General features: G+C 60.5%; 23 protein-coding genes and 1 pseudogene. 10 read left to right on the forward strand and 14 right to left on the reverse strand.

Annotation, left to right across the window (positions count from 1 at the left end; translation table 11 throughout):
- Positions 1 to 41: 41 nt before the first annotated feature.
- The 3 genes from FFS64_RS12965 to FFS64_RS12975 form a co-directional block, all read right to left on the reverse strand.
- Complete coding sequence (locus tag FFS64_RS12965) at positions 42 to 764, reverse strand: gamma-glutamylcyclotransferase (RefSeq protein WP_137805726.1); 723 nt, start codon at positions 762 to 764, stop codon at positions 42 to 44.
- Between the two features lie 83 nt (positions 765 to 847).
- Positions 848 to 1693 (reverse strand): nitrilase family protein, encoded by an 846-nt coding sequence (locus FFS64_RS12970; RefSeq protein ID WP_137805727.1) that lies wholly within the window; start codon positions 1691 to 1693, stop codon positions 848 to 850.
- Positions 1690 to 3189: a cytosine permease gene (locus FFS64_RS12975; protein ID WP_137805728.1), complete on the reverse strand. Its 1500-nt coding sequence runs from the start codon at positions 3187 to 3189 to the stop codon at positions 1690 to 1692. Before FFS64_RS12975 ends, FFS64_RS12970 begins: the two co-directional genes overlap by 4 nt.
- Before the next feature lie 199 nt (positions 3190 to 3388).
- Between FFS64_RS12975 and FFS64_RS12980 the strand changes: the two genes are divergently transcribed.
- Positions 3389 to 4297 (forward strand): LysR family transcriptional regulator, encoded by a 909-nt coding sequence (locus tag FFS64_RS12980; protein WP_137805729.1) that lies wholly within the window; start codon positions 3389 to 3391, stop codon positions 4295 to 4297.
- 31 nt (positions 4298 to 4328) lie between these two features.
- On the opposite strand, the gene FFS64_RS12985 is transcribed toward FFS64_RS12980, so the two are convergent.
- Positions 4329 to 4862 (reverse strand): cysteine hydrolase family protein, encoded by a 534-nt coding sequence (locus FFS64_RS12985; RefSeq protein ID WP_137805730.1) that lies wholly within the window; start codon positions 4860 to 4862, stop codon positions 4329 to 4331.
- 69 nt (positions 4863 to 4931) lie between these two features.
- Positions 4932 to 6220 (reverse strand): annotated as a pseudogene (locus FFS64_RS12990) (gamma-glutamyltransferase family protein).
- Between the two features lie 135 nt (positions 6221 to 6355).
- Between FFS64_RS12990 and FFS64_RS12995 the strand changes: the two are divergent.
- Entirely contained in the window at positions 6356 to 6877 is a 522-nt protein-coding gene (locus FFS64_RS12995) for a methylated-DNA--[protein]-cysteine S-methyltransferase (protein ID WP_137805731.1), read from the forward strand.
- Between the two features lie 40 nt (positions 6878 to 6917).
- Here FFS64_RS12995 and FFS64_RS13000 read toward each other — a convergent pair whose 3' ends face one another.
- A complete protein-coding gene (locus FFS64_RS13000) occupies positions 6918 to 7508 on the reverse strand; it encodes an NUDIX domain-containing protein (protein WP_137805732.1) in 591 nt (196 codons plus the stop codon).
- A gap of 64 nt (positions 7509 to 7572) precedes the next feature.
- Complete coding sequence (locus FFS64_RS13005; protein WP_137805733.1) at positions 7573 to 8010, reverse strand: hemerythrin domain-containing protein; 438 nt, start codon at positions 8008 to 8010, stop codon at positions 7573 to 7575.
- A gap of 145 nt (positions 8011 to 8155) precedes the next feature.
- On the opposite strand from FFS64_RS13005, the gene FFS64_RS13010 reads away from it, so the two are divergent.
- On the forward strand, positions 8156 to 8590 hold the full coding sequence (locus tag FFS64_RS13010) for an N-acetyltransferase (protein WP_137805734.1): 435 nt from the start codon (positions 8156 to 8158) through the stop codon (positions 8588 to 8590).
- A 50-nt stretch (positions 8591 to 8640) separates the two neighbouring features.
- Here the strand turns inward: FFS64_RS13010 and FFS64_RS13015 are convergent, their stop codons facing one another.
- Positions 8641 to 8991 carry a hypothetical protein gene (locus FFS64_RS13015; protein WP_137805735.1) on the reverse strand — a complete coding sequence of 117 codons (351 nt, stop codon included), beginning with the start codon at positions 8989 to 8991 and terminating at the stop codon, positions 8641 to 8643.
- A gap of 92 nt (positions 8992 to 9083) precedes the next feature.
- Between FFS64_RS13015 and FFS64_RS13020 the strand changes: the two genes are divergently transcribed.
- The 7 genes from FFS64_RS13020 to FFS64_RS13050 all read left to right on the forward strand — a co-directional run bounded on the left by FFS64_RS13020 (position 9084) and on the right by FFS64_RS13050 (position 12987).
- Positions 9084 to 9419: a DUF6388 family protein gene (locus tag FFS64_RS13020; protein ID WP_095192689.1), complete on the forward strand. Its 336-nt coding sequence runs from the start codon at positions 9084 to 9086 to the stop codon at positions 9417 to 9419.
- 100 nt (positions 9420 to 9519) lie between these two features.
- Positions 9520 to 9912 carry a sulfurtransferase complex subunit TusD gene (gene tusD / locus FFS64_RS13025; protein ID WP_137805777.1) on the forward strand — a complete coding sequence of 131 codons (393 nt, stop codon included), beginning with the start codon at positions 9520 to 9522 and terminating at the stop codon, positions 9910 to 9912.
- A gap of 1 nt (position 9913) precedes the next feature.
- Entirely contained in the window at positions 9914 to 10276 is a 363-nt protein-coding gene (gene tusC / locus FFS64_RS13030) for a sulfurtransferase complex subunit TusC (RefSeq protein ID WP_137805736.1), read from the forward strand.
- Entirely contained in the window at positions 10276 to 10569 is a 294-nt protein-coding gene (gene tusB, locus FFS64_RS13035; RefSeq protein WP_137805737.1) for a sulfurtransferase complex subunit TusB, read from the forward strand. The genes tusC and tusB overlap by 1 nt, the downstream gene beginning before the upstream one ends.
- Positions 10566 to 10901, forward strand: a complete 336-nt coding sequence (locus FFS64_RS13040) for a TusE/DsrC/DsvC family sulfur relay protein (protein WP_137805738.1) — start codon at positions 10566 to 10568, stop codon at positions 10899 to 10901. The genes tusB and FFS64_RS13040 overlap by 4 nt, the downstream gene beginning before the upstream one ends.
- Positions 10898 to 11899 (forward strand): glycosyl transferase family protein, encoded by a 1002-nt coding sequence (locus tag FFS64_RS13045; protein ID WP_137805739.1) that lies wholly within the window; start codon positions 10898 to 10900, stop codon positions 11897 to 11899. The genes FFS64_RS13040 and FFS64_RS13045 overlap by 4 nt, the downstream gene beginning before the upstream one ends.
- Positions 11900 to 11988: 89 nt before the next feature.
- A complete protein-coding gene (locus tag FFS64_RS13050; protein WP_137805740.1) occupies positions 11989 to 12987 on the forward strand; it encodes a glutathione S-transferase family protein in 999 nt (332 codons plus the stop codon).
- Positions 12988 to 13105: 118 nt separating this feature from the next.
- Here FFS64_RS13050 and cysG read toward each other — a convergent pair whose 3' ends face one another.
- The 6 genes from cysG to FFS64_RS13080 all read right to left on the reverse strand — a co-directional run bounded on the left by cysG (position 13106) and on the right by FFS64_RS13080 (position 20747).
- Positions 13106 to 14500 (reverse strand): siroheme synthase CysG, encoded by a 1395-nt coding sequence (cysG, locus tag FFS64_RS13055; protein WP_137805741.1) that lies wholly within the window; start codon positions 14498 to 14500, stop codon positions 13106 to 13108.
- A complete protein-coding gene (gene serS, locus FFS64_RS13060; RefSeq protein ID WP_137805742.1) occupies positions 14501 to 15781 on the reverse strand; it encodes a serine--tRNA ligase in 1281 nt (426 codons plus the stop codon).
- A gap of 16 nt (positions 15782 to 15797) precedes the next feature.
- Complete coding sequence (gene crcB / locus FFS64_RS13065; protein ID WP_095192697.1) at positions 15798 to 16172, reverse strand: fluoride efflux transporter CrcB; 375 nt, start codon at positions 16170 to 16172, stop codon at positions 15798 to 15800.
- Positions 16172 to 17494, reverse strand: a complete 1323-nt coding sequence (locus tag FFS64_RS13070) for a replication-associated recombination protein A (protein WP_137805743.1) — start codon at positions 17492 to 17494, stop codon at positions 16172 to 16174. Before FFS64_RS13070 ends, crcB begins: the two co-directional genes overlap by 1 nt.
- A 154-nt stretch (positions 17495 to 17648) precedes the next feature.
- Positions 17649 to 18272: an outer membrane lipoprotein chaperone LolA gene (gene lolA / locus FFS64_RS13075; protein ID WP_095192699.1), complete on the reverse strand. Its 624-nt coding sequence runs from the start codon at positions 18270 to 18272 to the stop codon at positions 17649 to 17651.
- A gap of 66 nt (positions 18273 to 18338) precedes the next feature.
- The gene (locus FFS64_RS13080) at positions 18339 to 20747 is read right to left on the reverse strand and encodes a DNA translocase FtsK (protein ID WP_137805744.1); all 2409 of its coding nucleotides are present in this window, start codon (positions 20745 to 20747) and stop codon (positions 18339 to 18341) included.
- Positions 20748 to 20877 lie beyond the last annotated feature (130 nt).

A 20877-nucleotide genomic window follows, 5' to 3' on the forward strand; every position in this document is an offset into this window, starting at 1 on the left:
CTTCACAGGCAAGCCAGCTCCCACAGGGGATCGAATGGTGTTCAGGGATTTTTTGCAGCCAGCAGTGCGGCTTCAATTTCCTCGGCGACCAGACCTTCGAGGCGACTCATGTTGCGGTCACGGATGCCTTGCTCCTTGAGCATGGTCACCGTGCGGAACAGGTATTGCGCCGCCGAGCCCCAATGCCCCGCCGCGCGGGACAGGACTTGCGCGACCTTGTCCATCGGCAACTTGCCGGCGTAGGCCTTGCCGTTCCGCGCCGCGACAAAAGCCAGTGCCCGCAGTGGCCCGGACGTCGTTTTCACCGATATCCAGCGCGCCACGTTGGTCGGCGGGTTGGCGTCGATTTCCCGGGCCAGCAACAAACCGATCTGTTTGAAGTGATCCTGCGAGGGCAACCGGTAGACCAGGCCCTGACAGCTGCCACCGCGATCGAGGGCCAGCATCAGCGCCGGCAATTCGCGAGTGCCGCGCCAGCGGGTCAGGGTCAGGCAGAACGAGCGATGCCAGCCATAAGCGGTGGCGCTGCGGCACTCGTCGAATTGAAATTCCGGGTTCCAGATCAACGAACCGTAGGCGAACACCCAGAGATCCTTTGGCGTGTATTCCCGCAGAAGGACCTCCACCATCGCATCGACTTCTTGCGGCGTATGTTCGGTGGTGCCGGGGTCAGGCCCGGGGTCGGGCTCGAACCGTTCGACATGGGCGACCAGTTCCGCCGTCAGGTTTCGTCTGGTCGTTTGCCGGGTTTTGCCTGCGTCCATATCCGCCTCTCAATATGGATCCAACTCATCATTGATCAAACTGAAAGACTAGCAGCGCGCACCAAATTTTCCCGAGCCGGGTGTCACTGCACCACGCTGCTCAAGCCATACAACTGCGGCCGCCGATCCCGGTGCAGGTCATTGCGCTCACTGATGCGTTTGTTGCGCGCCTCGGCGAGGTTCAGGGTGGCCAGCAGAATTTGCTCGCCACCCTGCTCCGCTGGCCCCGCCAACGGATAGCCATCGGCATCGACGATCACCGAGCCCTGCACCCAGCCCACGCCGCGCTCATGTCCATAACGGTCACAGGCAGCGATGAACAATCGGTTGACCGAAGCGTTGGCCTGCACCCGCAAGACCTCCGCCGGACGCTCGGTTTGCGGTCGCGGGCCATCGGGCCAGTTGACCGGCGCACAGATCAGGTCGGCGCCGGCAAGGGCCGGGAGACGCACCCACTCGGGGAACTCCAGGTCGTAGCAGATCAGCACGCCGATCCGCCCGTGGACCGTTTCGATCACCGGCGGCGCAGCATCCCCGGCGCTGAAGATATCCTTTTCGCCATCCCACAGATGCGCCTTGCGGTACACCGCACGCAAGCCCCGGGCATCGATCAGTGCCGCGCTGTTGGCCAGCTCATCGTCGTCCAGTCGCTCACAGAAACCGCCCACCACGACGACGTTCAATTCCCGAGCCAGGGCCTGCCACAGGCGCAGGGTCGGGCCGTCACGGGTTTCACTCAGGGCCTGGGCCTCATCGCGGTCGGCAAACAGGTAGCCGCTCTGCACCAGTTCCGGCAGCACCACGACCTGGGCGCCCTGCAGCGCCGCCGAGCGGATTGCCCGCTCGGTGAGGGTACGGTTGTAAGCGAGGTCGCCGATTTTCGGTGCCAGTTGGCAGCAGGCGACCAGGGTACTCTTGGCAATACTCAACGCACGGTCTCCGCGGATTGATGGGGCATGGCGACGATGTCGTGTTCGGTGATCGCGTCGATGACCCGGCGTTCGGCCTTCAAGTCCAGAGAGCGACTGAGGATGTAGTAAGTCAGGCCCGACACCACCAACCCCACCAGCCAGGCGATGTCCACGCCTTCGAGCATGCGCGCCAGCGGGCCGACGAACACTTCCTTGCCGGCCGCGGCATCGTAGATGTAGAAGAACGGCACCATGGCGGCAAAGCCGATCAGGTAGGCGACGATGCCGCGAAATTGCCAGGCACCATAAATGCCCTTCGGCGTGAAGAAATGCGGGATCGCGTAGCGACCTTTGCGCACGAAGAAATAGTCCACCAGATTGACCGCGGTCCACGGCACGAGGAAGTACAGCAGCAACACCAGGAAGGTGTTCAACAGCGCAATGCCGTCACCCTTGATCGACAGCACGCAGGTCAACAGGATGAGGCTGATCACGCTGATCGACAGCACCCGCGCACGGGGTGTCGGGGTGATCTTTTTGATCGAGTCGACCCCAGTGAGCAAGGTCAACATGGCGCTGTAGGTGTTGAGCGCGATGATCGGCAGGAAGCCGGCCACCGATACCACCACCAGCAAATTGCCCAGCCCCGGAATCATCGAAGAGCCGACCTGATTCAACGCCACCAGTGCATCCGCCGCTTTCAGTTCCTGGGCCAGCCAGGCACCGAGGCCGATCATCCAGCTACCCGACAACGAGGCGCCGATGAACACCGCCGCGATCAGTTTCGGCCGGCTGGTGTTTTTCGGCAGGTAACGGGAGTAGTCGGATACGTAAGGCGCATAGGAAATGTTGTAGCTGGCGCCGATGGCGAACAACGTGGCGAAGGCAATCCAGCTGAATCCCAGATCAGTCGCCGGGGTGACGCCTTCGGAACCTGCACCGAACATCAGGGCGATGGTGACCAGTGCATACAGCGGCAAGGTCGCCAGCAACGCCCACTTGAAAGCCTTGTGCATCAGGTCATGCCCGTAGATCGACAGCAACGCACCGATCAGCACCACGACCACGGCGACGATGGTCGGGTCAACGCCAAACACATGCTCAAGCCCGTTCATGATCAACGAGATGTTCACCACGTTGAACCCGACGAACACAAACATCGTCGCCATCAACGCCAGAATCACCCCGCGATATCCGAACTGGGCGCGGGACTGGATCATTTGCGGCAGGCCCATTTCCGGACCTTGTGAACCGTGGAACGCCATGAAGAGGGTGCCGAACATGATGCCCAGCGCACCGGCCAGCATGGTCCACAGCGCCGACAAGCCAAGGCTTGGCCCGACGAAACCGATGGAGATGGTGAAGAAGTGGAAATTGCCGAGAAACCAGAACGGCCCCTGACTGCTGAGTTTGGCGTGACGTTCGTTTTCCGGGATGTAATCGATCGAGTGGCCTTCGATGGCCAACCCGCTGCCAGCCTCGGCGGCGTGCGCGGAAAGGGGGGACCCTGACATACGATGGTTCCTATGCAGTTGATTGTTTTTATTGTGGGTACAGAGGCCGGTTCAACATCCAGATCCGGTGAAACGCCAGAAAAAGCTGACGATGCCCCTGGTTTCCCTGCAATGTATGGCGAAGGCCTGTGCGGTAAAATATTGCAAACACACTGTTCACATAGATCTGTATCTATGTAATCGACTGTCGGGAGCCCCCATGCTGGGAACTGTAACGGAGCTGGATTTGCGCTTGATCCGAGTCTTTCTCACGGTCGTCGAAGCCGGCGGGATTTCGGCGGCGCAAACCGCCCTCAACACCACGCAACCGACCATCAGCGCTCAACTGGCGACGCTGGAGGCACGGGTAGGGTTTCGCTTGTGCGAACGCGGTCGCGGCGGTTTTTCGGTGACGCCCAAGGGTGGCCAGTTCGTCGAGGCCGCCCGGCGCCTGCTGGCGGCAGCCGAGGGCTTCCGGGTCGAAGTCCAGCACATCAACCGCAAGGTCTCGGGCAACATCAACATCGGCCTGCTGGGGCAGATCGATCCGGTGGCGAACAAGAAAATCGGCTTGGCCATCGCACGTTTGCGGGCTCGGCATGAAGGCCTGTACTTCCATTTCACCGAACTGTCGTCGTCGCTGCTGGAAGAGAAAATCATCAACAGCCATATCGATCTGGCGATCGGGTATTTCTGGCACCGCTTGCCGAATATCGATTACTTCCCGTTGTTCCAGGAAACCCAGATCGCCTATTGCGCGCCGTCACACCCGTTGTTCGAGCAAGTGGGAGCGCTGACCCGCGAGGATGTCAGCCACTACGACTGGGTCTGGCCGAGCCACCCGTTGCCGGAAATGCCGGCGCCGACCTCAATCGAACGCCTGACCGTACTCACCGACAGCATGGACGGCGCTGCCCTGCTCATCCTGTCGGGTCAACACCTGGGCTTTCTGCCGCAACACTACGCAGCCCGGCATGAACAGCTCGGGCAGTTGCATCCGCTCAATCCCGAGTTGCTGCGCTATGAGGTAAGTTTTCACGCAGCGGTGCGGCACTCGGCGCGGCAGCGGGATCTGGTCAGTGCGTTCCTGAATGAGTTGATCGATATCTTCGGCTCGCCTCAACATTGATGTGATCTGTACCGCCGTCTTCGCGCAGTTTTCAGAAACGGATCTCACTGGCCGGAATCACGTCGATCCGCGCCACCGATCCACTCAGTTCAGCCCAATCCTTGTTGTGCTCGGCAATGATGTCTTCGGCAGTCACATTGCCATTGTCGACGGTGGAATGCGCGTCGGCGGCCAGCACCACGTCGTAACCCAGTTGATGCGCCTGACGCACGGTGGCGTTCACGCAGTAATCGGTTTGCAGACCACAGATGACCAGGCGTTCGAAGTCTTGCACGGGTACCAGGTTCTGCAGGTTGGTCTGATAGAACGAATCGCCGGTGGTTTTACGCACGCGATGATCGTCCGGTGAGGTTTGCAGCCCTTCGGCCAGTTGCCAGCCGGGGGCACCGTGTTTCAACAGATCGCCCTCTTCTTCGTGCTGGATCAGCACCACCGGAACCCCGGCTTTTCTCGCCCGGGCACTGAGGCCGTTGATGGTGTCGATGACGCGCCTGATCTCGAAGCACTCGTATTCGCCGGAACACAGGGCCTGCTGAACGTCGATGATTAACAGTGCGGTGGTCATGATTCCTTCCTTGATGAGTTGAAAAATCAGGGGACAAACATAAGTCTGCCCCCCTTTCAAACGCAACCGTCAGTAACCCAGCGACAACCCGGTGTTGCGCCGTGGGTCATTGGCTCCATAGAAACGGTTCTTGCCCACCGGTTTGCCCTCCAGCGACGGAGCCCCGACGAGGATCGCCGCCAGGTGGTTAGGGTCCTGGGGACCGGCAAACTTGTGGCCCCAGCTTTCGAGGATCTTCACCGTGTCCGGGCTGGTAGTAAAGTTTTCCAGGTTGGTTTCCTCCGGCAGCCATTGCTGGTGAAAACGCGGCGCATCGACCGCTTCCTGAATGTTCATGCCGTAGTCGATCACGTTGAGCATGGTCAGCAAGGTCGCGGTGATGATGCGGCTGCCCCGGGCGTGCCGACGACCATCACCACTTTGCCGTCCTTGGTGACGATGGTCGGGCTCATGGACGACAGCGGCGCCTTGCCGGGGGCGATGGCTTCACACTGCACCAGGCCGTACATGTTCGGCACGCCGATTTTCGAGGTAAAGTCATCCATCTCATCGTTGAGGATAACCCCGGTCTTGCTGGCCATGACCCCGGCACCGAACCAGTCGTTGAGGGTGTAGGTCACCGACACCGCATTGCCCCATTTGTCGACGATGGAGTAATGGGTGGTGTTGCTGCCTTCATGGGGCGCCACGCCAGGCTTGAGATCCTTGGAGACGCCGGCCTTTTGCGGCTGGATGGCTTCGCGCAGTTTGGTGGCGTAGTTTTTGTCGAGCAGGTGGGCAATCGGGTTTTTCACGAAGTCCGGATCGCCCAGGTAGCTGTTGCGATCGACATAGGCGTGACGCATGGCTTCGATCTGGTAGTGCATGCCCTGGGCCGAGTGATAGCCCAGATCCTTCATCGGATAGCCTTCGAGGATGTTCAGGAAGATCGAGCCGGAATCCTTCATGTCCTTCTTGAACACGTCGGTAGCGTATTCCAGCAACTCGACATCGCCCTGCTCCAGCACGAAACCGTCTTCGGCGAGTTTGATGGCCGGGGCGATGACTTCCTTGCGCGGTTTGGTGCCGTATTTGCTCAGGGCCAGTTCCATGCCGGACACGGTGCCCGGCACGCCGACGGCCAGGTTGCCTGCCGCGGGATACACCACCGCCAACGCATACCCCACCGCGACGGCGGCATCGACGGCGTTGCCGCCGTTCTTCAGTACATCCACACCCACATGACTGGCCAGATGCTGCGCAGTGACCACCATGCCGTTCTCGGCCGCCACCGGTGCCACGGAGGCTGCGTGGGCCATCAGGCAGCTGAGCGCCAATGAGGTCGCGATCAGCGATTTGGCAAAAGGTTCGGACTTCATGAGTCAGTCTCTTTTTGTTTTTAAGTAGGAAAACGCATCAAGAGCAGTACGCAGTATGGTCGGGATTGCGTATTGCGCCTCCCCGGCGAGGCAGTATGCTTAACGCCTGTTCAGCACATCGGCGAAGTCTGCGGCATGACCTATACGTACCTCACCCTCGCGTCACCGGTCGGCGAATTGAAGCTGGTGGCGAACGGTTCACGACTGGCGGCCATCCTCTGGGAAAACGACAAACCCGGCCGGGTGCGCCTCGGTCCGATGAGCGAAGCGCCTAACAACCCGATCCTGATGCGCACCGCCCGGCAACTGCGCGAATACTTCGCCGGCACGCGCCAGCGTTTCGAACTGGAACTGGATTTTGCCGGCACGGAATTTCAGAAAAAGGTCTGGGCAGCGTTGCTGACCATTCCATTTGGCGAGACCCGCAGCTACAGCCAGATCGCCGAACAGATCGGCAACCCGAGCGCGGTGCGGGCGGTGGGTGCGGCGAATGGTAAAAATCCGATTTCGATCATTGCGCCGTGTCATCGGGTGATTGGTGCGTCGGGGAAACTGACGGGGTTTGCCGGGGGGCTGGAGGCGAAGGAGATGTTGCTGACGCTGGAAGGGTGCGAGTGGACGGACGCCGGCAGGACAGGCGATTTATTTTCGAATTGACGCGTCTCTGTGGGAGCGAGCAGGCTCGCTCCCACAAGGGTCAGGCAGTAAAGATGTTTTTCATCGCGGCATATTGCAGCAGCATGATGGTCTTCGCGTCGCAGATCTCCCCGCGATAAAAAGCTTCCAGCGCTTTATCGAACGACCACTCCAGCACTTCCAGTTCCTCGGTTTCTTCCTCCAGTCCGCCACCATCACTGACCTTTGAAGTCGCATCATATTCAGCGATGAAGAAGTGCAGTTTCTCCGTCACCGAGCCTGGGCTCATGTAAGACTCGAACACTTTCTGCACATGGTGTACGCGATAGCCGGTTTCCTCTTCGGCTTCGGCGCGGATGCGCTCTTCGGGCGCAGCACCTTCGAGCAATCCAGCCGCCACTTCGATCAGCAAGCCGTCATGCCCGTTGACGAACACCGGCAGGCGGAATTGCCGGGTCAGTACCACGGTTTTCCTTGCGCGGTTGTACAAGAGAATCGCCGCGCCGTTGCCACGGTCGTAGACCTCACGGGTCTGGCGTTGCCATTCACCATTATTGCGTTGGTAATCGAAAGTGATTTTTTTCAGCAGGTACCAGTCGTGGGACAACACCTGGGACTCGAGGATGTTGACCCGCTCGGCTGTGTTGGACATGAAAACGCATCCTGTTTTTTCAGTGAATCGACATCTTAGGTGAAAACGCCCAACGCTTGCGTCCTCAAGTAAGCTGCGCCTTGTATTCCTTCACGTACTGGTTCGCCAGCGTCTCTTTCTGCTTGTCGTCGAGCAACTTGCCGGCCATCTGGAAGAACTTCTGCTCTTCCTCCTTGAGATGATGGTGGACCTTTTCGGATAGTTTTTTCGCCGTCGCCAGCCAGGCCGGGCTGGACATCTCGGTCTCGTCCAGCGCCTCCATCATTTCATCCATTTCATGATGCTCGGCGATCGCATGGCGGCTGAGGTCGACGCCGTTGTCGAACTCCATCAGCGGGATGTAGAAATGCCGTTCCTCAGCGGTTTCGTGAGCCTGCAACTCGGATTTGAGCTGTTTGTAGGCCTCGACCCGCTCAGGGGTGTCGCCGCTGGTGTGGATCAGCGCTTTGGCAAAGGTGCGTTGGCGCTCGTGGCTTTCGCGCAAGGCTTCGAAAATATTCACGGAGTGTCCTCATCGGCCGCGTTCTGGAATGACGCTTCTTGAGGCTAGACATCTGCGCGCAGGCGACGGTTCCACGTCTACCGGGGGATGGATCAATCGCCATGACCAAGCTAGTCTGCGACTTCACTGCCATAAGGATGTAGCCATGACCTTGCGAATAGAGTTTTCGCCAAACCCCACGGAAGAGGAACGGCAGGCCATCCTGCTGCCACTGCGCGCCTACAACGCTTCGAAGGCCGACGGCGCCATACCCGAAAGCATTGCGCTACTGGTTCGCGATGAAAACGATGAGATCCTTGGCGGTCTCTACGGGAAGTTGTTTTATCAGTGGCTATTCATTGACCTGCTGTCGGTGCCGGAACAGGCTCGGGGACAAGGCATGGGCACCAAGCTGATGCAGATGGCCGAAGATCTGGCGCGGGAGAGAAAATGCGTCGGACTGTGGCTCGACACCTTCGAATTCCAAGCGCCGGAGTTCTACAGGAAATGCGGCTATAGCGAGGTAGGGCACATCGCCGACTACCCGCCGGGTCAAAAGCACTTCTTCTTCCAGAAGCGCCTGTCTGATCACAACAAATAACACTGTGGGAGCCGGCTCGCTCCCACAGGGGTAATACTCTAGCCTTTAGATCACAGACACGTCGCCAACGCCGCCAACCGGCGCTTGGCGACGAAGTCATCCTGCTGCGCGTAGTAACTCAACACCGTGCCTGACGCATCGGTGGTCACGTCCACGAAGGACTCCGCCGAGCGCGTGTACACGGTCGTGCCGCCCTTCTCGCCTGGCTGCAGATAGCCGCTGGCATCGACACCGAACACCGCTTCGTCCTGCCAGGAAAACTGCACGCACTGGGCCACGACTTTTTCCGGCTTGTCCGAGTTCAGGGTCTTGTACGGGGGTTTGCTGCGGGCGTCGCTCATCACCGAACCCGCGCACCCGGCCAGCATTGTCGCGGCCAGCGCCACCATCAGAATTCGCATTGCAGTCGCTCATCAGGAAAAAGCGGACTTTATCACTGTGGCACGGCTTACCGATCTGCTTTACTGCATTTACATCTATCGAAGGAGCGACCATGGCTGCACCCGAGCAACACCATGAACAAGCACTGAAGCGCTTTCTCGATGAGCGTCCCGAACTTCGCGCCGAGCTGGACAACCTCAATCCGCTGCTCGCCCAGGCCAAGGGCGAAACCCTCGCGCAGTTTCGCGACGAGCGTTTGCACGAAGCCTTCGAGGCCGAAGCCGAGCGCCTTGGCCTGTTTGCCTGGGAATTGACACTGCAACTGACCGCCGCCACACCTGAGGACTACGAGGCCCAGCGCCTGGAAGTGCACAGGGAAGTGGCCGAGATGGCCGGGATGGATTGGCTGGAGTATTGCGAGCTGTATGGGTTGGGTGATCAACCTTAATAACTGCTTGGCCTGTGAGTCCGCTTTCGCGACTCGGTCTTCATCGCCGCCCCGCCGATAAAGCTTTATCATGGCCGCAGTTTCACTGATCGAGTCCGTCATGAAGTTCGCCATTGCCGTATTTTCTGCCGCCCATGCGCCCTCCTCGCGCCGTGCCTTGTTGTTCGCCCAGGCCGCGCTGGCCGGCGGGCATGAGATTGTCCGGCTGTTTTTCTACCAGGATGGCGTCTATAACGCGTCCACCAGCGTGGTCACGCCCCAGGACGAACTGGATTTGCCCAAACAATGGCGCGCCTTCGTCAGCGAACAGCAACTGGACGGCGTAGTCTGCATCGCCGCCGCCCTGCGCCGTGGCGTGTTGAACGAAGAAGAAGCCCGACGCTATCAGCGTGAGGCTGTGGCCGTCGGCACACCATGGGAGTTGTCCGGCCTCGGTCAGTTGCATGACGCGGTGCAGGACGCCGACCGCCTGATCTGTTTCGGAGGCGACTGAAATGGCCAAATCCCTGTTGATTATCAGCCGTCAGGCGCCGTGGTCCGGGCCGGGTGCGCGGGAAGCGCTGGACATCGTGCTGGCCGGGGGCGCGTTCGATCTGCCGATCGGTCTGCTGTTTCTCGATGACGGCGTGTTCCAGCTTGCGACGAAACAGGACGCCAAGGCCCTGCAACAGAAAGACTTGAGCGCCAATTTGCAGGCCTTGCCGATGTTTGGCGTCGAAGAACTGTTTGTCTGCGCTGAAAGCGTGGCCCAGCGTGGCCTGGACTCCAGCGCTCTGTCACTGGAAGAAGCCCGGGTGCTGGCCGCCCATGAAATCACTGCACTCATTGACCGTTACGACCAGGTGATCACCCTCTGATGTCGACTTTGCATGTGTTGTCTCATTCCCCGTTCGGCGACGACCGCCTGAGCAGTTGCCTGCGACTGATCGGCGCTGACGATGCGCTGCTGCTGTCCGGTGACGCGGCCTATGCCTTGCAGCCGGGCACCGCACCCTTCACGGCTCTCGAAGCTCGTGGCTTGAAACTCTATGTCCTGGCCGAAGACGTCCAGGCCCGGGCGATTGCGGTGCCGGACTGGGTCGAGTCCATCGATTATCCGGCCTTCGTCGAGTTGTCGATCCACCACGACAAGGTCAACAGTTGGTTATGAATTCCCTGACGGTCGGCGCCCGCGCCATCGAGTTGGACAAGGACGGTTTTCTGGTCGAGCTGAACGACTGGTCCACCGACGTCGCCAGCGCCCTGGCGGCCGCCGAAGACATCGAGTTGAGCCCGGAACACTGGGAAATCCTCGAACTGCTGCGCAGCTTCTACGCCGAGTTCCAGCTGTCACCGGCCACCCGCCCGCTGATCAAGTACACCGCACTGAAACTCGGCCCGGACAAGGGCAACAGCCTGCATCTGAACCGATTGTTCAAAGGCACACCCGCCAAACTCGCCGCGAAGCTGGCGGGCCTGCCCAAACCGACGAATTGCTTATGACCGATTACCCAGCGCTGACCCTCGAAACGCCCGCCGAACATCCGTTCGCCCAATACGTACGCATCCTTGGCAAAGGCAAGCGCGGTGCCCGCGACCTGACCCGCGAAGAAGCCCGCCAGGCCATGGGCATGGTGCTCGATGAGCAAGTCGAGGAAACCCAGCTCGGCGCATTCCTGATGCTGTTGCGGCACAAGGAAGAAAGCGCCGAGGAAATGGCCGGGTTCACCGAAGCTTTGCGCGAGCGCTTGCAGCCACCGGCATTGAACGTCGATCTGGACTGGCCGACCTACGCCGGCAAGAAGCGTCATCTGCCGTGGTATCTGCTGGCGGCCAAATGCCTGGCACAGAACGGCGTGCGAATTTTCATGCACGGCGGCGGCGCGCATACCGCGGGGCGGCTGTACAGCGAGCAATTGCTGGACACGTTGAAAATCCCGCTGTGCCGTAACTGGCAGCAGGTCGGCGCGGCACTGGACAACGGCGGCCTGGCCTTCATGCCGCTGGTGGACTGGGCCCCCCAGTTGCAACGCATGATCGACCTGCGCAACACCCTGGGCCTGCGCTCGCCGATCCACTCCCTGGCGCGGATTCTCAATCCGCTGGGTGCCCGTTGCGGCCTGCAAAGCATTTTCCACCCTGGCTATCAGGCGGTGCATCGCGATGCCAGCGGCCTGCTCGGCGACACGGCAATCGTGATCAAGGGCGATGGCGGCGAAATCGAAATCAACCCGGATGCCGACAGCCATCTGTACGGCACCACGGGCGGTGAAAGTTGGGACGAGGAATGGCCGCAGCTGTCGAGCCAGCGCCACGTCAAACCGGCCAGCCTCGACCCCGAGCACCTCAAAGCCGTATGGCGTGGCGATGTGGTCGACAGTTATCCGCAAATGGCCCTGGTTTCGACCATGGCCCTGGCCTTGCGCGGCCTCGGCCAGACCCGCGAGCAGGCCTTCGAAACCGCCCAAAAATATTGGGATGCGCGAGACAAATCGATTTAATCGATAGTGACCCTTTAATCTTTGCGCTTTTATATCGAACCTATCGGAATAGACTCCTCTCAACGCTTACTGGTTGAGGAGTCTTGGACATGGGTTTGCTCGTTGAAGGTCGCTGGCAGGACAAGTGGTACGAAAGCAAGGACGGCGCGTTCCAGCGCGAACAAGCGCAGCGCCGCCACTGGGTTACCGCTGACGGCCAACCCGGTCCGAGCGGTATTGGTGGCTTTGCTGCCGAGGCGGGTCGCTATCACCTCTACGTGTCCCTGGCCTGTCCGTGGGCTCATCGCACACTGATCTTGCGCAAACTCAAGGGGCTGGAAAGCCTGATCGACGTGTCGGTGGTCAGCTATCTGATGCTGGAAAACGGCTGGACCTTCGACAAGTCCCACGGCTCCACCGGCGACAAACTCGACCACCTCGAATTCATGCACCAGCGCTACACCGCCGATGCCGCCGACTACACCGGCCGTGTCACCGTGCCGGTGCTCTGGGACACGCAGCAAAAACATATCGTCAATAATGAATCGGCGGAAATCATCCGCATGTTCAACAGCGCCTTCGATGAGTTGACCGGCAACGATCTGGACTTCTATCCGGCGCCGCTGCGTAGCGAGATCGACGCGCTGAACGAGCGCATCTATCCGGCGGTGAACAATGGCGTGTACCGCGCCGGTTTTGCCACCTCACAGCAAGCCTACGAAGAGGCGTTCGACCAGCTGTTTGTCGAACTGGATCGACTTGAACAACTGCTAGGCGCCAACCGTTATTTGACGGGTGAATACCTGACCGAAGCGGACATCCGCCTGTTCACCACGCTGATCCGCTTCGATGCGGTGTATCACGGCCACTTCAAGTGCAACCTGAAGCGGATTGCCGATTTTCCGAACCTGTCGAACTGGCTGCGGGAGATTTATCAGTGGCCAGGGATTGCCGAGACGGTGGACTTCACCCACATCAAGCACCACTACTACGGCAGTCACAAAACCATTAACCCGACGGGTGTTGTGCCTAAAGGTCCGGCGCAGGATTTCACCGCGCCCCATGATCGGGAGCGGTTGAGTGGCAAAGGGGTTTGGCGCAGGGCCTGAGGATTGTGCGGGTTTTGAGGGCCCCAATCGCCAGCAGGCTAGCTCCCACAGGGAATCTGTGTCGCTCACAAATCCCCCTGTGGGAGCCAGCCTGCTGGCGATGGCGGCAACTCGATTTCTAGACCTGCCCCTGAGCCCCCTCAAACCACGCCAGTTTCTCGCGCAGTTGCACCACTTCCCCCACGATCACCAGCGTCGGCGCATGCACTTCATGCTCCGCCACCAGTTGCGGCAGGTCAGCCAAGGTGCCGGTAAACACCCGCTGATTGACCGTGGTGCCCTGCTGGATCAACGCCGCCGGGGTATCTTTGCTGCGACCGTGCTTGATCAACTGTTCGCAGATGATCGGCAGGCCCACCAGCCCCATGTAGAACACCAGGGTTTGCGCCGGCGCGACCAGATCGGCCCATGGCAGATCGGTGGAACCGTCCTTGAGATGTCCCGTGACAAATCGCACCGACTGCGCGTAATCGCGATGGGTCAGCGGGATCCCGGCATAAGCCGCGCAACCACTGGCCGCCGTGATGCCCGGCACCACCTGGAACGGGATGCCATGGGCTGCCAGTTCTTCAATCTCTTCACCGCCACGCCCGAAGATGAACGGATCACCGCCCTTCAACCGCACCACACGCTTGCCCTGCTTCGCCAGGTCCACCAATTGCTGGTTGATCTGATCCTGCGGAACCGCGTGATCGGCGCGACGCTTGCCGACGTAAACCCGCTCGGCATCACGACGGCACAACTCGAGAATGGCCGGTGCCACCAAGCGGTCATACAGCACCACGTCGGCTTGCTGCATCAGGCGCAAGGCGCGGAACGTCAGCAGGTCCGGATCACCCGGCCCGGCGCCGACCAGATACACCTCGCCAGTCGCCACCGGTGCCTCGCCATCCACCTTCGCCTGCAGCAAACGCTCGGCTTCGGCGCCCTGCCCGGCCAGTTGCCGGTCGGCAATCGGCCCCTGGAACACGTCTTCCCAGAACGCCCGACGCTGCTGCACATCCGGAAACAGGTTTTTTACCTGGTTGCGAAAACGCGCCGCCAGTCCGGCCAGTTGACCGTAGGTGGAGGGAATCCAGGTCTCGATCTTGGCGCGGATCAAGCGCGCCAGCACCGGCGCATCGCCGCCGCTGGACACGGCAATGATCAACGGCGAACGATCGACGATCGCCGGGAAGATCACGCTGCACAGGGCCGGTGCATCCACCACGTTGACCGGCACGCATCGCCGATGGGCATCGGCGGAGACTTGTGCGTTCAACGATTCGTCATCGGTGGCGGCAATGATCAGCCCGCAACCGTCCAGATCGGTTTCGACATAGCCACGCAACAGGCACTCGCCACCACTGGCGGCCACCAGGTCGCGCAGTTGCTGTTCGATTTCAGGTGCGACCACCCGCAGCAGCGCACCGGCATCGGCCAGCAGGCGGGATTTGCGCAAGGCAATTTCCCCCCCACCGACAACCAACACACGACTGCCGCGCAGGTTATGGAACAGCGGCAGATATTTCATTTAGCCGATGACCTCGAGGCCACCCATGTACGGTTTCAGTACCTCTGGCACGCGGATCGAACCGTCGGCCTGCTGGTAGTTTTCCAGTACCGCCACCAGAGTACGACCGACCGCCAGGCCGGAACCGTTCAGGGTGTGCACCAGTTCAGGCTTGCCGGTTTCCGGGTTGCGGAAACGCGCCTGCATGCGTCGGGCCTGGAAGTCGCCGCAGTTGGAGCACGACGAAATTTCACGGTACTTGTCCTGGCTCGGAATCCACACTTCCAGGTCGTAGGTCTTGACCGCGCTGAAGCCCATGTCGCCGGTGCACAGCGCAATGGTGCGGTATGGCAGTTCCAGCAGTTGCAGGACTTTTTCGGCGTTGGCGGTCAGGCCTTCCAGCGCTTGCATCGAAGTCGACGGCTCAACGATCTGCACCATCTCGACCTTGTCGAACTGGTGCTGGCGAATCATGCCGCGGGTATCACGACCCGACGCACCGGCTTCGCTGCGAAAGCACGGCGTATGGGCGACGAACTTGATCGGCAGCAGTTTGGAATCGACGATCTCGCCGGCAACGATGTTGGTCAGCGATACTTCGGCGGTCGGGATCAGGTACAGATCGGCTTCGCCATCACGACCGATCTTGAACAGGTCTTCTTCGAACTTCGGCAGCTGACCGGTGCCTTGCAGCGCCGGGGCCTGGACCAGATAAGGCGTGTAGGCCTCTTCGTAACCGTGCTCGGTGACGTGCAGGTTGATCATGAACTGCGCCAGGGCGCGGTGCAGACGGGCAATCGGGCCGCGCAGCAGGGCAAAACGCGCGCCGGACAGCTTGGCCGCGGTTTCGAAGTCCAGCCAGCCGAACTTCTCGCCCAGGGCGACGTGGTCCTGCACCGGAAAATCGAACGCGGTCGGGGTGCCCCAACGGCGTACTTCAACGTTGCCGTCTTCGTCGTCGCCGATCGGCACCGATTCGTGCGGCAGGTTTGGGATGCCGAGCAGGATCGAGTCCAGTTCGGTCTGGATCGCGTCCAGTTCGGTTTTACCGGCAGCCAACTCGCCCGCCATGCGCTCGACGTCCGCCATCAACGGCGCGATGTCTTCGCCACGTTGCTTGGCCTGACCAATGGATTTGGAACGCGCATTTCGTTCAGCCTGCAGTGCTTCGGTGCGGGTCTGGACGGTCTTGCGCTGTTCTTCCAGCGCTTCGATGCGCGTGACATCCAGGGCAAAGCCACGGGATGCCAGGCGGTCCGCTACGTCCTGAAGGTTGCTACGTAACAGTTTGGAATCGAGCATGTCGGTCTCTCGTTTATCAAAGTTTGGTCAAGGATAGGCCAGCCCAGGTGGCAAGCAACCCGCCGAATACGCTGATGGCCAGATAACCGAAGGCTATCGGCGCCTGCCCGCTTTCCAGCAGGCGCAGCGTATCCAGTGAAAAGGATGAAAAAGTCGTCAGCCCCCCTACAAAGCCCACAATCAGGCCGGCGCGAATTTCGATCGGTACTTCCGGGCGCGTCAGAAACAGCCCGTACAGCACGCCGATGATCAGACAGCCGACCAGATTGACCGCCAGGGTTGCCGTATAAAAATGCCGGGGCCAGTTGGCGCTGACCCAGTTGCCGGTGGCGAAACGCAGTAATGTACCAGCGATGCCGGCCACGGACACCGCAAGAATCGTTTGAATCACTATTTTCTCCGCTGCCGGGGGCTTAAACGATCGAGTTGCGCCAGATGATTGAGCTTTTCGCCGATCTTCAGCTCCAGGCCACGGGGCACCGGTTGATAAAACGGGATCGGGTCAAGTTCTTCGGGGAAGTAATCCTCGCCGGCGGCATAGGCGTCCGGTTCGTCGTGGGCGTAACGGTATTCGTCGCCGTAGCCCAGCTGTTTCATCAGCTTGGTCGGCGCATTGCGCAGGTGCAGCGGCACTTCCAGCGAACCATGTTCGGCGGCTGCGCGCAGGGCTGTCTTGAAGCCCATGTACACGGCGTTGCTTTTCGGCGCGCAGGCCAGATAGGTAATGGCCTGGGCCACCGCCAGTTCGCCCTCGGGGCTGCCGAGGCGTTCCTGCACTTCCCATGCCGCCAGACACAGGCTCAGCGCGCGCGGATCGGCGTTACCGATGTCTTCACTGGCCATGCGTACAACGCGCCGGGCCAGGTACAGCGGATCGCAGCCACCGTCGATCATCCGCGCGAACCAGTACAGCGCGCCGTCGGGGTTGGAGCCGCGCACCGACTTATGCAGCGCGGAAATCTGGTCGTAAAAGGCTTCGCCGCCCTTGTCGAAACGCCGACGGGTATCGCCCAACAGACTTTGCAGCAGTTCGACGCCGATCTCGCTGTTGTCTTCGGCCAGGTCGGAGGCGTTTTCCAGCAGATTGAGCAGGCGCCGGCCATCGCCATCGGCAGCCGACAACAACATCTGAAAGCCTTCATCGCTGAGGGTCAGGTTGCGTTTACCCAGGCCGCGCTCTTCGGTGAGCGCGCGATGCACCAGTTTGCGCAGCGCCGTTTCATCGAGGCTTTTGAGTACATAAACCCGGGCACGGGACAACAAGGCGTTGTTGAGTTCGAAGGACGGATTTTCGGTGGTTGCGCCGATGAAAATCAGCGTGCCGTCCTCGACGTAGGGCAGGAAAGCATCCTGTTGGGATTTGTTGAAACGGTGCACTTCGTCGACGAACAGAATCGTGCGCCGGCCGTACTGCGCCGCCTGCTGCTTGGCGATTTCCACCGCCTGACGGATTTCCTTGACCCCCGCCAGGACCGCCGACACCGTTTCAAAATGCGCTTCCGAGACTTCCGCCAGCAATCGCGCCAGCGTGGTCTTGCCCACCCCCGGCGGCCCCCAGAAAATCATCGAATGCAGGGCACCCTGCTCCAGGGCTTCGCGCAAGGGCTTGCCGCGAGCGAGTACGTGTTCCTGACCGACGTACTCATCCAGATTGGCCGCACGCAGACGGGCGGCCAAGGGTTGAGCGATCGGGGTGCTGCGAAACAGGTCCATCACAAGCTGTTAAAACCTCACTGAGTCCTGATGCCTGGCAGATCCCTGTGGGAGCGAGCCTGCTCGCAAAAGCGGTGTATCCGTCACATTAATGCTGAATGTGCCGACGTCTTCGCGAGCAGGCTCGCTCCCACAGGTTTTGTGTGAGTGTTCTTTATTCCTGGATCACATCGGCACCCTTGGGGATGTCGAACTTGAATTTGGAGGCCGGGATCGGCTCGTTGGCCTTCACACCGGTGAACAGGATATTGGTGCGCTGGCCGACGCTGTCGATCAGCTGCATATCATTGACCAGGCCATTGCGGAACGACAGGCGCAGGCTGTCGAACAGGGTGTCCTTGGTTTTCGGCTTCAGGATGAAGTCGATCACGCCACCGGCTTCCTTGGCGCTGATGTCGAAGCTCTGGCTGATCTTGGACACGTCACCGGACAACAGCAGCGCTGGCGTCTGGGTCAGGCGCTGATCGAGATTCTTGATGGTGACCTGCTCCAGGTCCGGGTCCCACAGGGAAACCTTCTTGCCATCGGACACCATCAATTGCTCTTGCGGTGCGTCGGTGTGCCAGTAAAACAGGCCCGGACGCTGCAGGGACATCTGACCGGCGGTTTCCTGCAATTGGGTGCCGGTGCCGTCGAGGGTCAACTGGGAGAAACGCGCGGTCAAGGTCTGGGATTTTTCCAGCAACTGAGTCAGACGCGCCACGTCCTTGTCGTCGGCGTGGGCCGAGAGCGTGGTCAAAGCCAGTACCGGCAGCAACAGCATGCGGATAAGACGCATGGGAGTCCTCATAACATTCGTGGGAGTGCGGGTGGCGCCCGAGAGCGCCGCCCTTTCAATATCAGGTCAGTCGCGTACCGGGCCAGGGGCCAGGACTTCACGCGAACCGTTGGTGTTCATCGACGTCACGACACCGGCCATTTCCATGGCTTCGATCATGCGCGCAGCACGGTTGTAGCCGATTTTCAGCTTGCGCTGAACCGCGGAAATGGAGGCGCGTCGGCTTTCCAGAACGAACTGCACCGCTTCGTCGTACAGCGCGTCGGCTTCAGGGTCATCGCCATCGCCACCCCCGCTGCTGCCTTCAAAGCCACTGCCGGCCTCTTCGACACCGTTGAGAATGTCGTCGTTATACTCCGGCGCGCCGCGCAGTTTCCAGGCTTCCACCACCCGGTGAACCTCGTCATCGGAGACGAAGGCACCGTGGACACGGATCGGCAGACTGGTGCCGGGCGGCATGTACAGCATGTCACCGTGACCCAGCAATTGTTCAGCGCCACCCTGGTCGATGATGGTCCGGGAGTCGATCTTGCTCGACACCTGGAACGCCATGCGGGTCGGGATGTTGGCCTTGATCAGACCGGTGATCACATCCACCGACGGCCGCTGGGTCGCGAGGATCAAGTGGATACCGGCCGCCCGCGCCTTCTGGGCGATACGGGCGATCAACTCTTCAACCTTCTTGCCGACGATCATCATCATGTCGGCGAATTCGTCCACGACCACAACGATGGTCGGCAGCTTCTGCAGCAGCGGCGCTTCGTCGTGGATGCTTTCGCGTTTGTACAGCGGATCGCTCAACGGCTCGCCGGCGTCCTGGGCTTCCTTGACCTTGGCATTGAAGCCCGACAGGTTTCGCACGCCCATCTTCGCCATCAGCTTGTAGCGCCGTTCCATCTCGGCGACGCTCCAGCGCAGGGCATTGGCCGCGTCCTTCATGTCGGTGACCACCGGACACAGCAGGTGCGGAATGCCTTCGTAGATCGACAGTTCCAGCATTTTCGGGTCGATCATGATCAGCTTGGCGTCTTCCGGGCCGGACTTGAACAGGATCGACAGGATCATCGCGTTCACACCCACCGACTTACCGGAACCGGTAGTACCGGCCACCAGCAGGTGAGGCATTTTCGCCAGGTCGGTGATGACCGGCTTGCCGCCGATGTCATGGCCCAGGGCCAGGGTGACCGGCGACTTGAAGTTGTCGTACTCGGGGGTCGACAGGACTTCGGAGAAGCGCACGATCTGTCGGTCTTCGTTGGGAATCTCGATACCGACGGTGGTCTTGCCGGGAATCACTTCCACAACCCGCACGCTGGTCACGGCCAGGGAACGCGCCAGGTCCTTGGCGAGGTTGGCGATGCGGCTGACCTTGACCCCGGCCGCCGGCTGGATTTCGTAACGGGTAATCACCGGACCCGGATGGATCGAATCGACGGTGACTTCGACGCCGAATTCCTTGAGCTTGATTTCCAGCAGGTGGCCGACCGCCGCCAGGGACTCCGGTGAATAATTGAGTTGTTTCTTTTCCGCGGGATCGAGAATCGAGATCGGCGGCAAGGTGCCTTCCACGGCACTGTCGACGAACAGCGGCGCCTGTTTCTCCTTTTCCACGCGTTTGCTCGGCGCTGCGGGCTTGACCGGGGCCGGGGCAATCACCGGCGGCACCTGCTTCTCGCGCTCGGACATGTGTTTGCTCAGGGCCTGCTCGCGCTCGATCAGGCGTTCCTTGACCTTGGCCTGCTCGCGCTTGTCCGTCACGGTCGGCGCGACCACGTCGTGCACGCGATCATCGACTTCACGCAATTGCGCGACCAGCTGCTTGCGCTCGGTCCGGGCCGCCCACCAGCGATTGGCCGCGCCCTGGAACAGCTCGAACAGGTCAAGGGTGATCTTGCCGGTGACGTCCATCACCTTGAACCACGACAGGTCGGTGAACACGGTCAGGCCGAACAGGAACAGGGCGATGAACAGCAGCGTACTGCCCTGGATGTTCAGCGCGTTCTTCGCCAGGTCGCCCAGGCTTTCGCCCAGCGCGCCGCCAGCGCCGGCCGGCAGACCGGTCGCGGCATGGAAATGGATATGCGCAAGCGCCGCGCCGGACAGCACCAGGAACACCAGGCCGATCAGGCGCCAGGAAAACAGCCAGCCGCTCCACTGCCACGGCTCATGGCGCTGACGGAAAATCTGATAAGCCTTGATCGCCAGCAGCAACGGGAAGATATAGGCAAAGTAACCGAGCACCATGAACAGGATATCGGCGCTGTAGGAGCCGGCCGGTCCGCCGAAGTTCTGCACGTCATCGATCTTGCTGTTATGGCTCCAGCCCGGATCGTCCTTGCCATAGGTCAGCAAGGCCATCATCAGGAACAGGCACAACGCACCGATGGCGATCAATGCACCTTCCTTGAGCCGGTAGTGCAATTGCTGGCGCCAGAGCGGAACGACTGTTTTGGGTGCTTCGGTGGATTTCTTCAAAACGCTTCTTTTCCTGCGCCATCGGCGCGTCCATCTGGTGAATGTCTAAAAAACAGCCCAAAAAACTGCCCAATCCAGGCAGGTAAAAAAGTTAACAGGCGCAACCGGGTCTACTTTTAACACTGTGCCC

Source organism: Pseudomonas sp. G(2018) (assembly GCF_005502415.1).
Taxonomy (GTDB): Bacteria; Pseudomonadota; Gammaproteobacteria; order Pseudomonadales; family Pseudomonadaceae; genus Aquipseudomonas.

Excerpts from the sequence above, each read along its gene's own strand:
- FFS64_RS13020 (WP_095192689.1), top strand. The coding sequence starts at position 9,084 with ATGGCTGCACCCGAGCAACACCATGAACAAGCACTGAAGCGCTTTCTC.
- FFS64_RS13070 (WP_137805743.1), bottom strand. The coding sequence starts at position 17,494 with ATGGACCTGTTTCGCAGCACCCCGATCGCTCAACCCTTGGCCGCCCGT.
- FFS64_RS12985 (WP_137805730.1), bottom strand. The coding sequence starts at position 4,862 with ATGACCACCGCACTGTTAATCATCGACGTTCAGCAGGCCCTGTGTTCC.
- FFS64_RS13045 (WP_137805739.1), top strand. The coding sequence starts at position 10,898 with ATGACCGATTACCCAGCGCTGACCCTCGAAACGCCCGCCGAACATCCG.
- FFS64_RS12980 (WP_137805729.1), top strand. The coding sequence starts at position 3,389 with ATGCTGGGAACTGTAACGGAGCTGGATTTGCGCTTGATCCGAGTCTTT.
- tusD (WP_137805777.1), top strand. The coding sequence starts at position 9,520 with ATGAAGTTCGCCATTGCCGTATTTTCTGCCGCCCATGCGCCCTCCTCG.
- tusB (WP_137805737.1), top strand. The coding sequence starts at position 10,276 with ATGTCGACTTTGCATGTGTTGTCTCATTCCCCGTTCGGCGACGACCGC.
- serS (WP_137805742.1), bottom strand. The coding sequence starts at position 15,781 with ATGCTCGATTCCAAACTGTTACGTAGCAACCTTCAGGACGTAGCGGAC.
- FFS64_RS13015 (WP_137805735.1), bottom strand. The coding sequence starts at position 8,991 with ATGCGAATTCTGATGGTGGCGCTGGCCGCGACAATGCTGGCCGGGTGC.
- FFS64_RS13010 (WP_137805734.1), top strand. The coding sequence starts at position 8,156 with ATGACCTTGCGAATAGAGTTTTCGCCAAACCCCACGGAAGAGGAACGG.
- lolA (WP_095192699.1), bottom strand. The coding sequence starts at position 18,272 with ATGCGTCTTATCCGCATGCTGTTGCTGCCGGTACTGGCTTTGACCACG.
- FFS64_RS13050 (WP_137805740.1), top strand. The coding sequence starts at position 11,989 with ATGGGTTTGCTCGTTGAAGGTCGCTGGCAGGACAAGTGGTACGAAAGC.
- tusC (WP_137805736.1), top strand. The coding sequence starts at position 9,914 with ATGGCCAAATCCCTGTTGATTATCAGCCGTCAGGCGCCGTGGTCCGGG.
- FFS64_RS12995 (WP_137805731.1), top strand. The coding sequence starts at position 6,356 with ATGACCTATACGTACCTCACCCTCGCGTCACCGGTCGGCGAATTGAAG.
- FFS64_RS12965 (WP_137805726.1), bottom strand. The coding sequence starts at position 764 with ATGGACGCAGGCAAAACCCGGCAAACGACCAGACGAAACCTGACGGCG.
- FFS64_RS12975 (WP_137805728.1), bottom strand. The coding sequence starts at position 3,189 with ATGTCAGGGTCCCCCCTTTCCGCGCACGCCGCCGAGGCTGGCAGCGGG.
- cysG (WP_137805741.1), bottom strand. The coding sequence starts at position 14,500 with ATGAAATATCTGCCGCTGTTCCATAACCTGCGCGGCAGTCGTGTGTTG.
- FFS64_RS13040 (WP_137805738.1), top strand. The coding sequence starts at position 10,566 with ATGAATTCCCTGACGGTCGGCGCCCGCGCCATCGAGTTGGACAAGGAC.
- FFS64_RS13000 (WP_137805732.1), bottom strand. The coding sequence starts at position 7,508 with ATGTCCAACACAGCCGAGCGGGTCAACATCCTCGAGTCCCAGGTGTTG.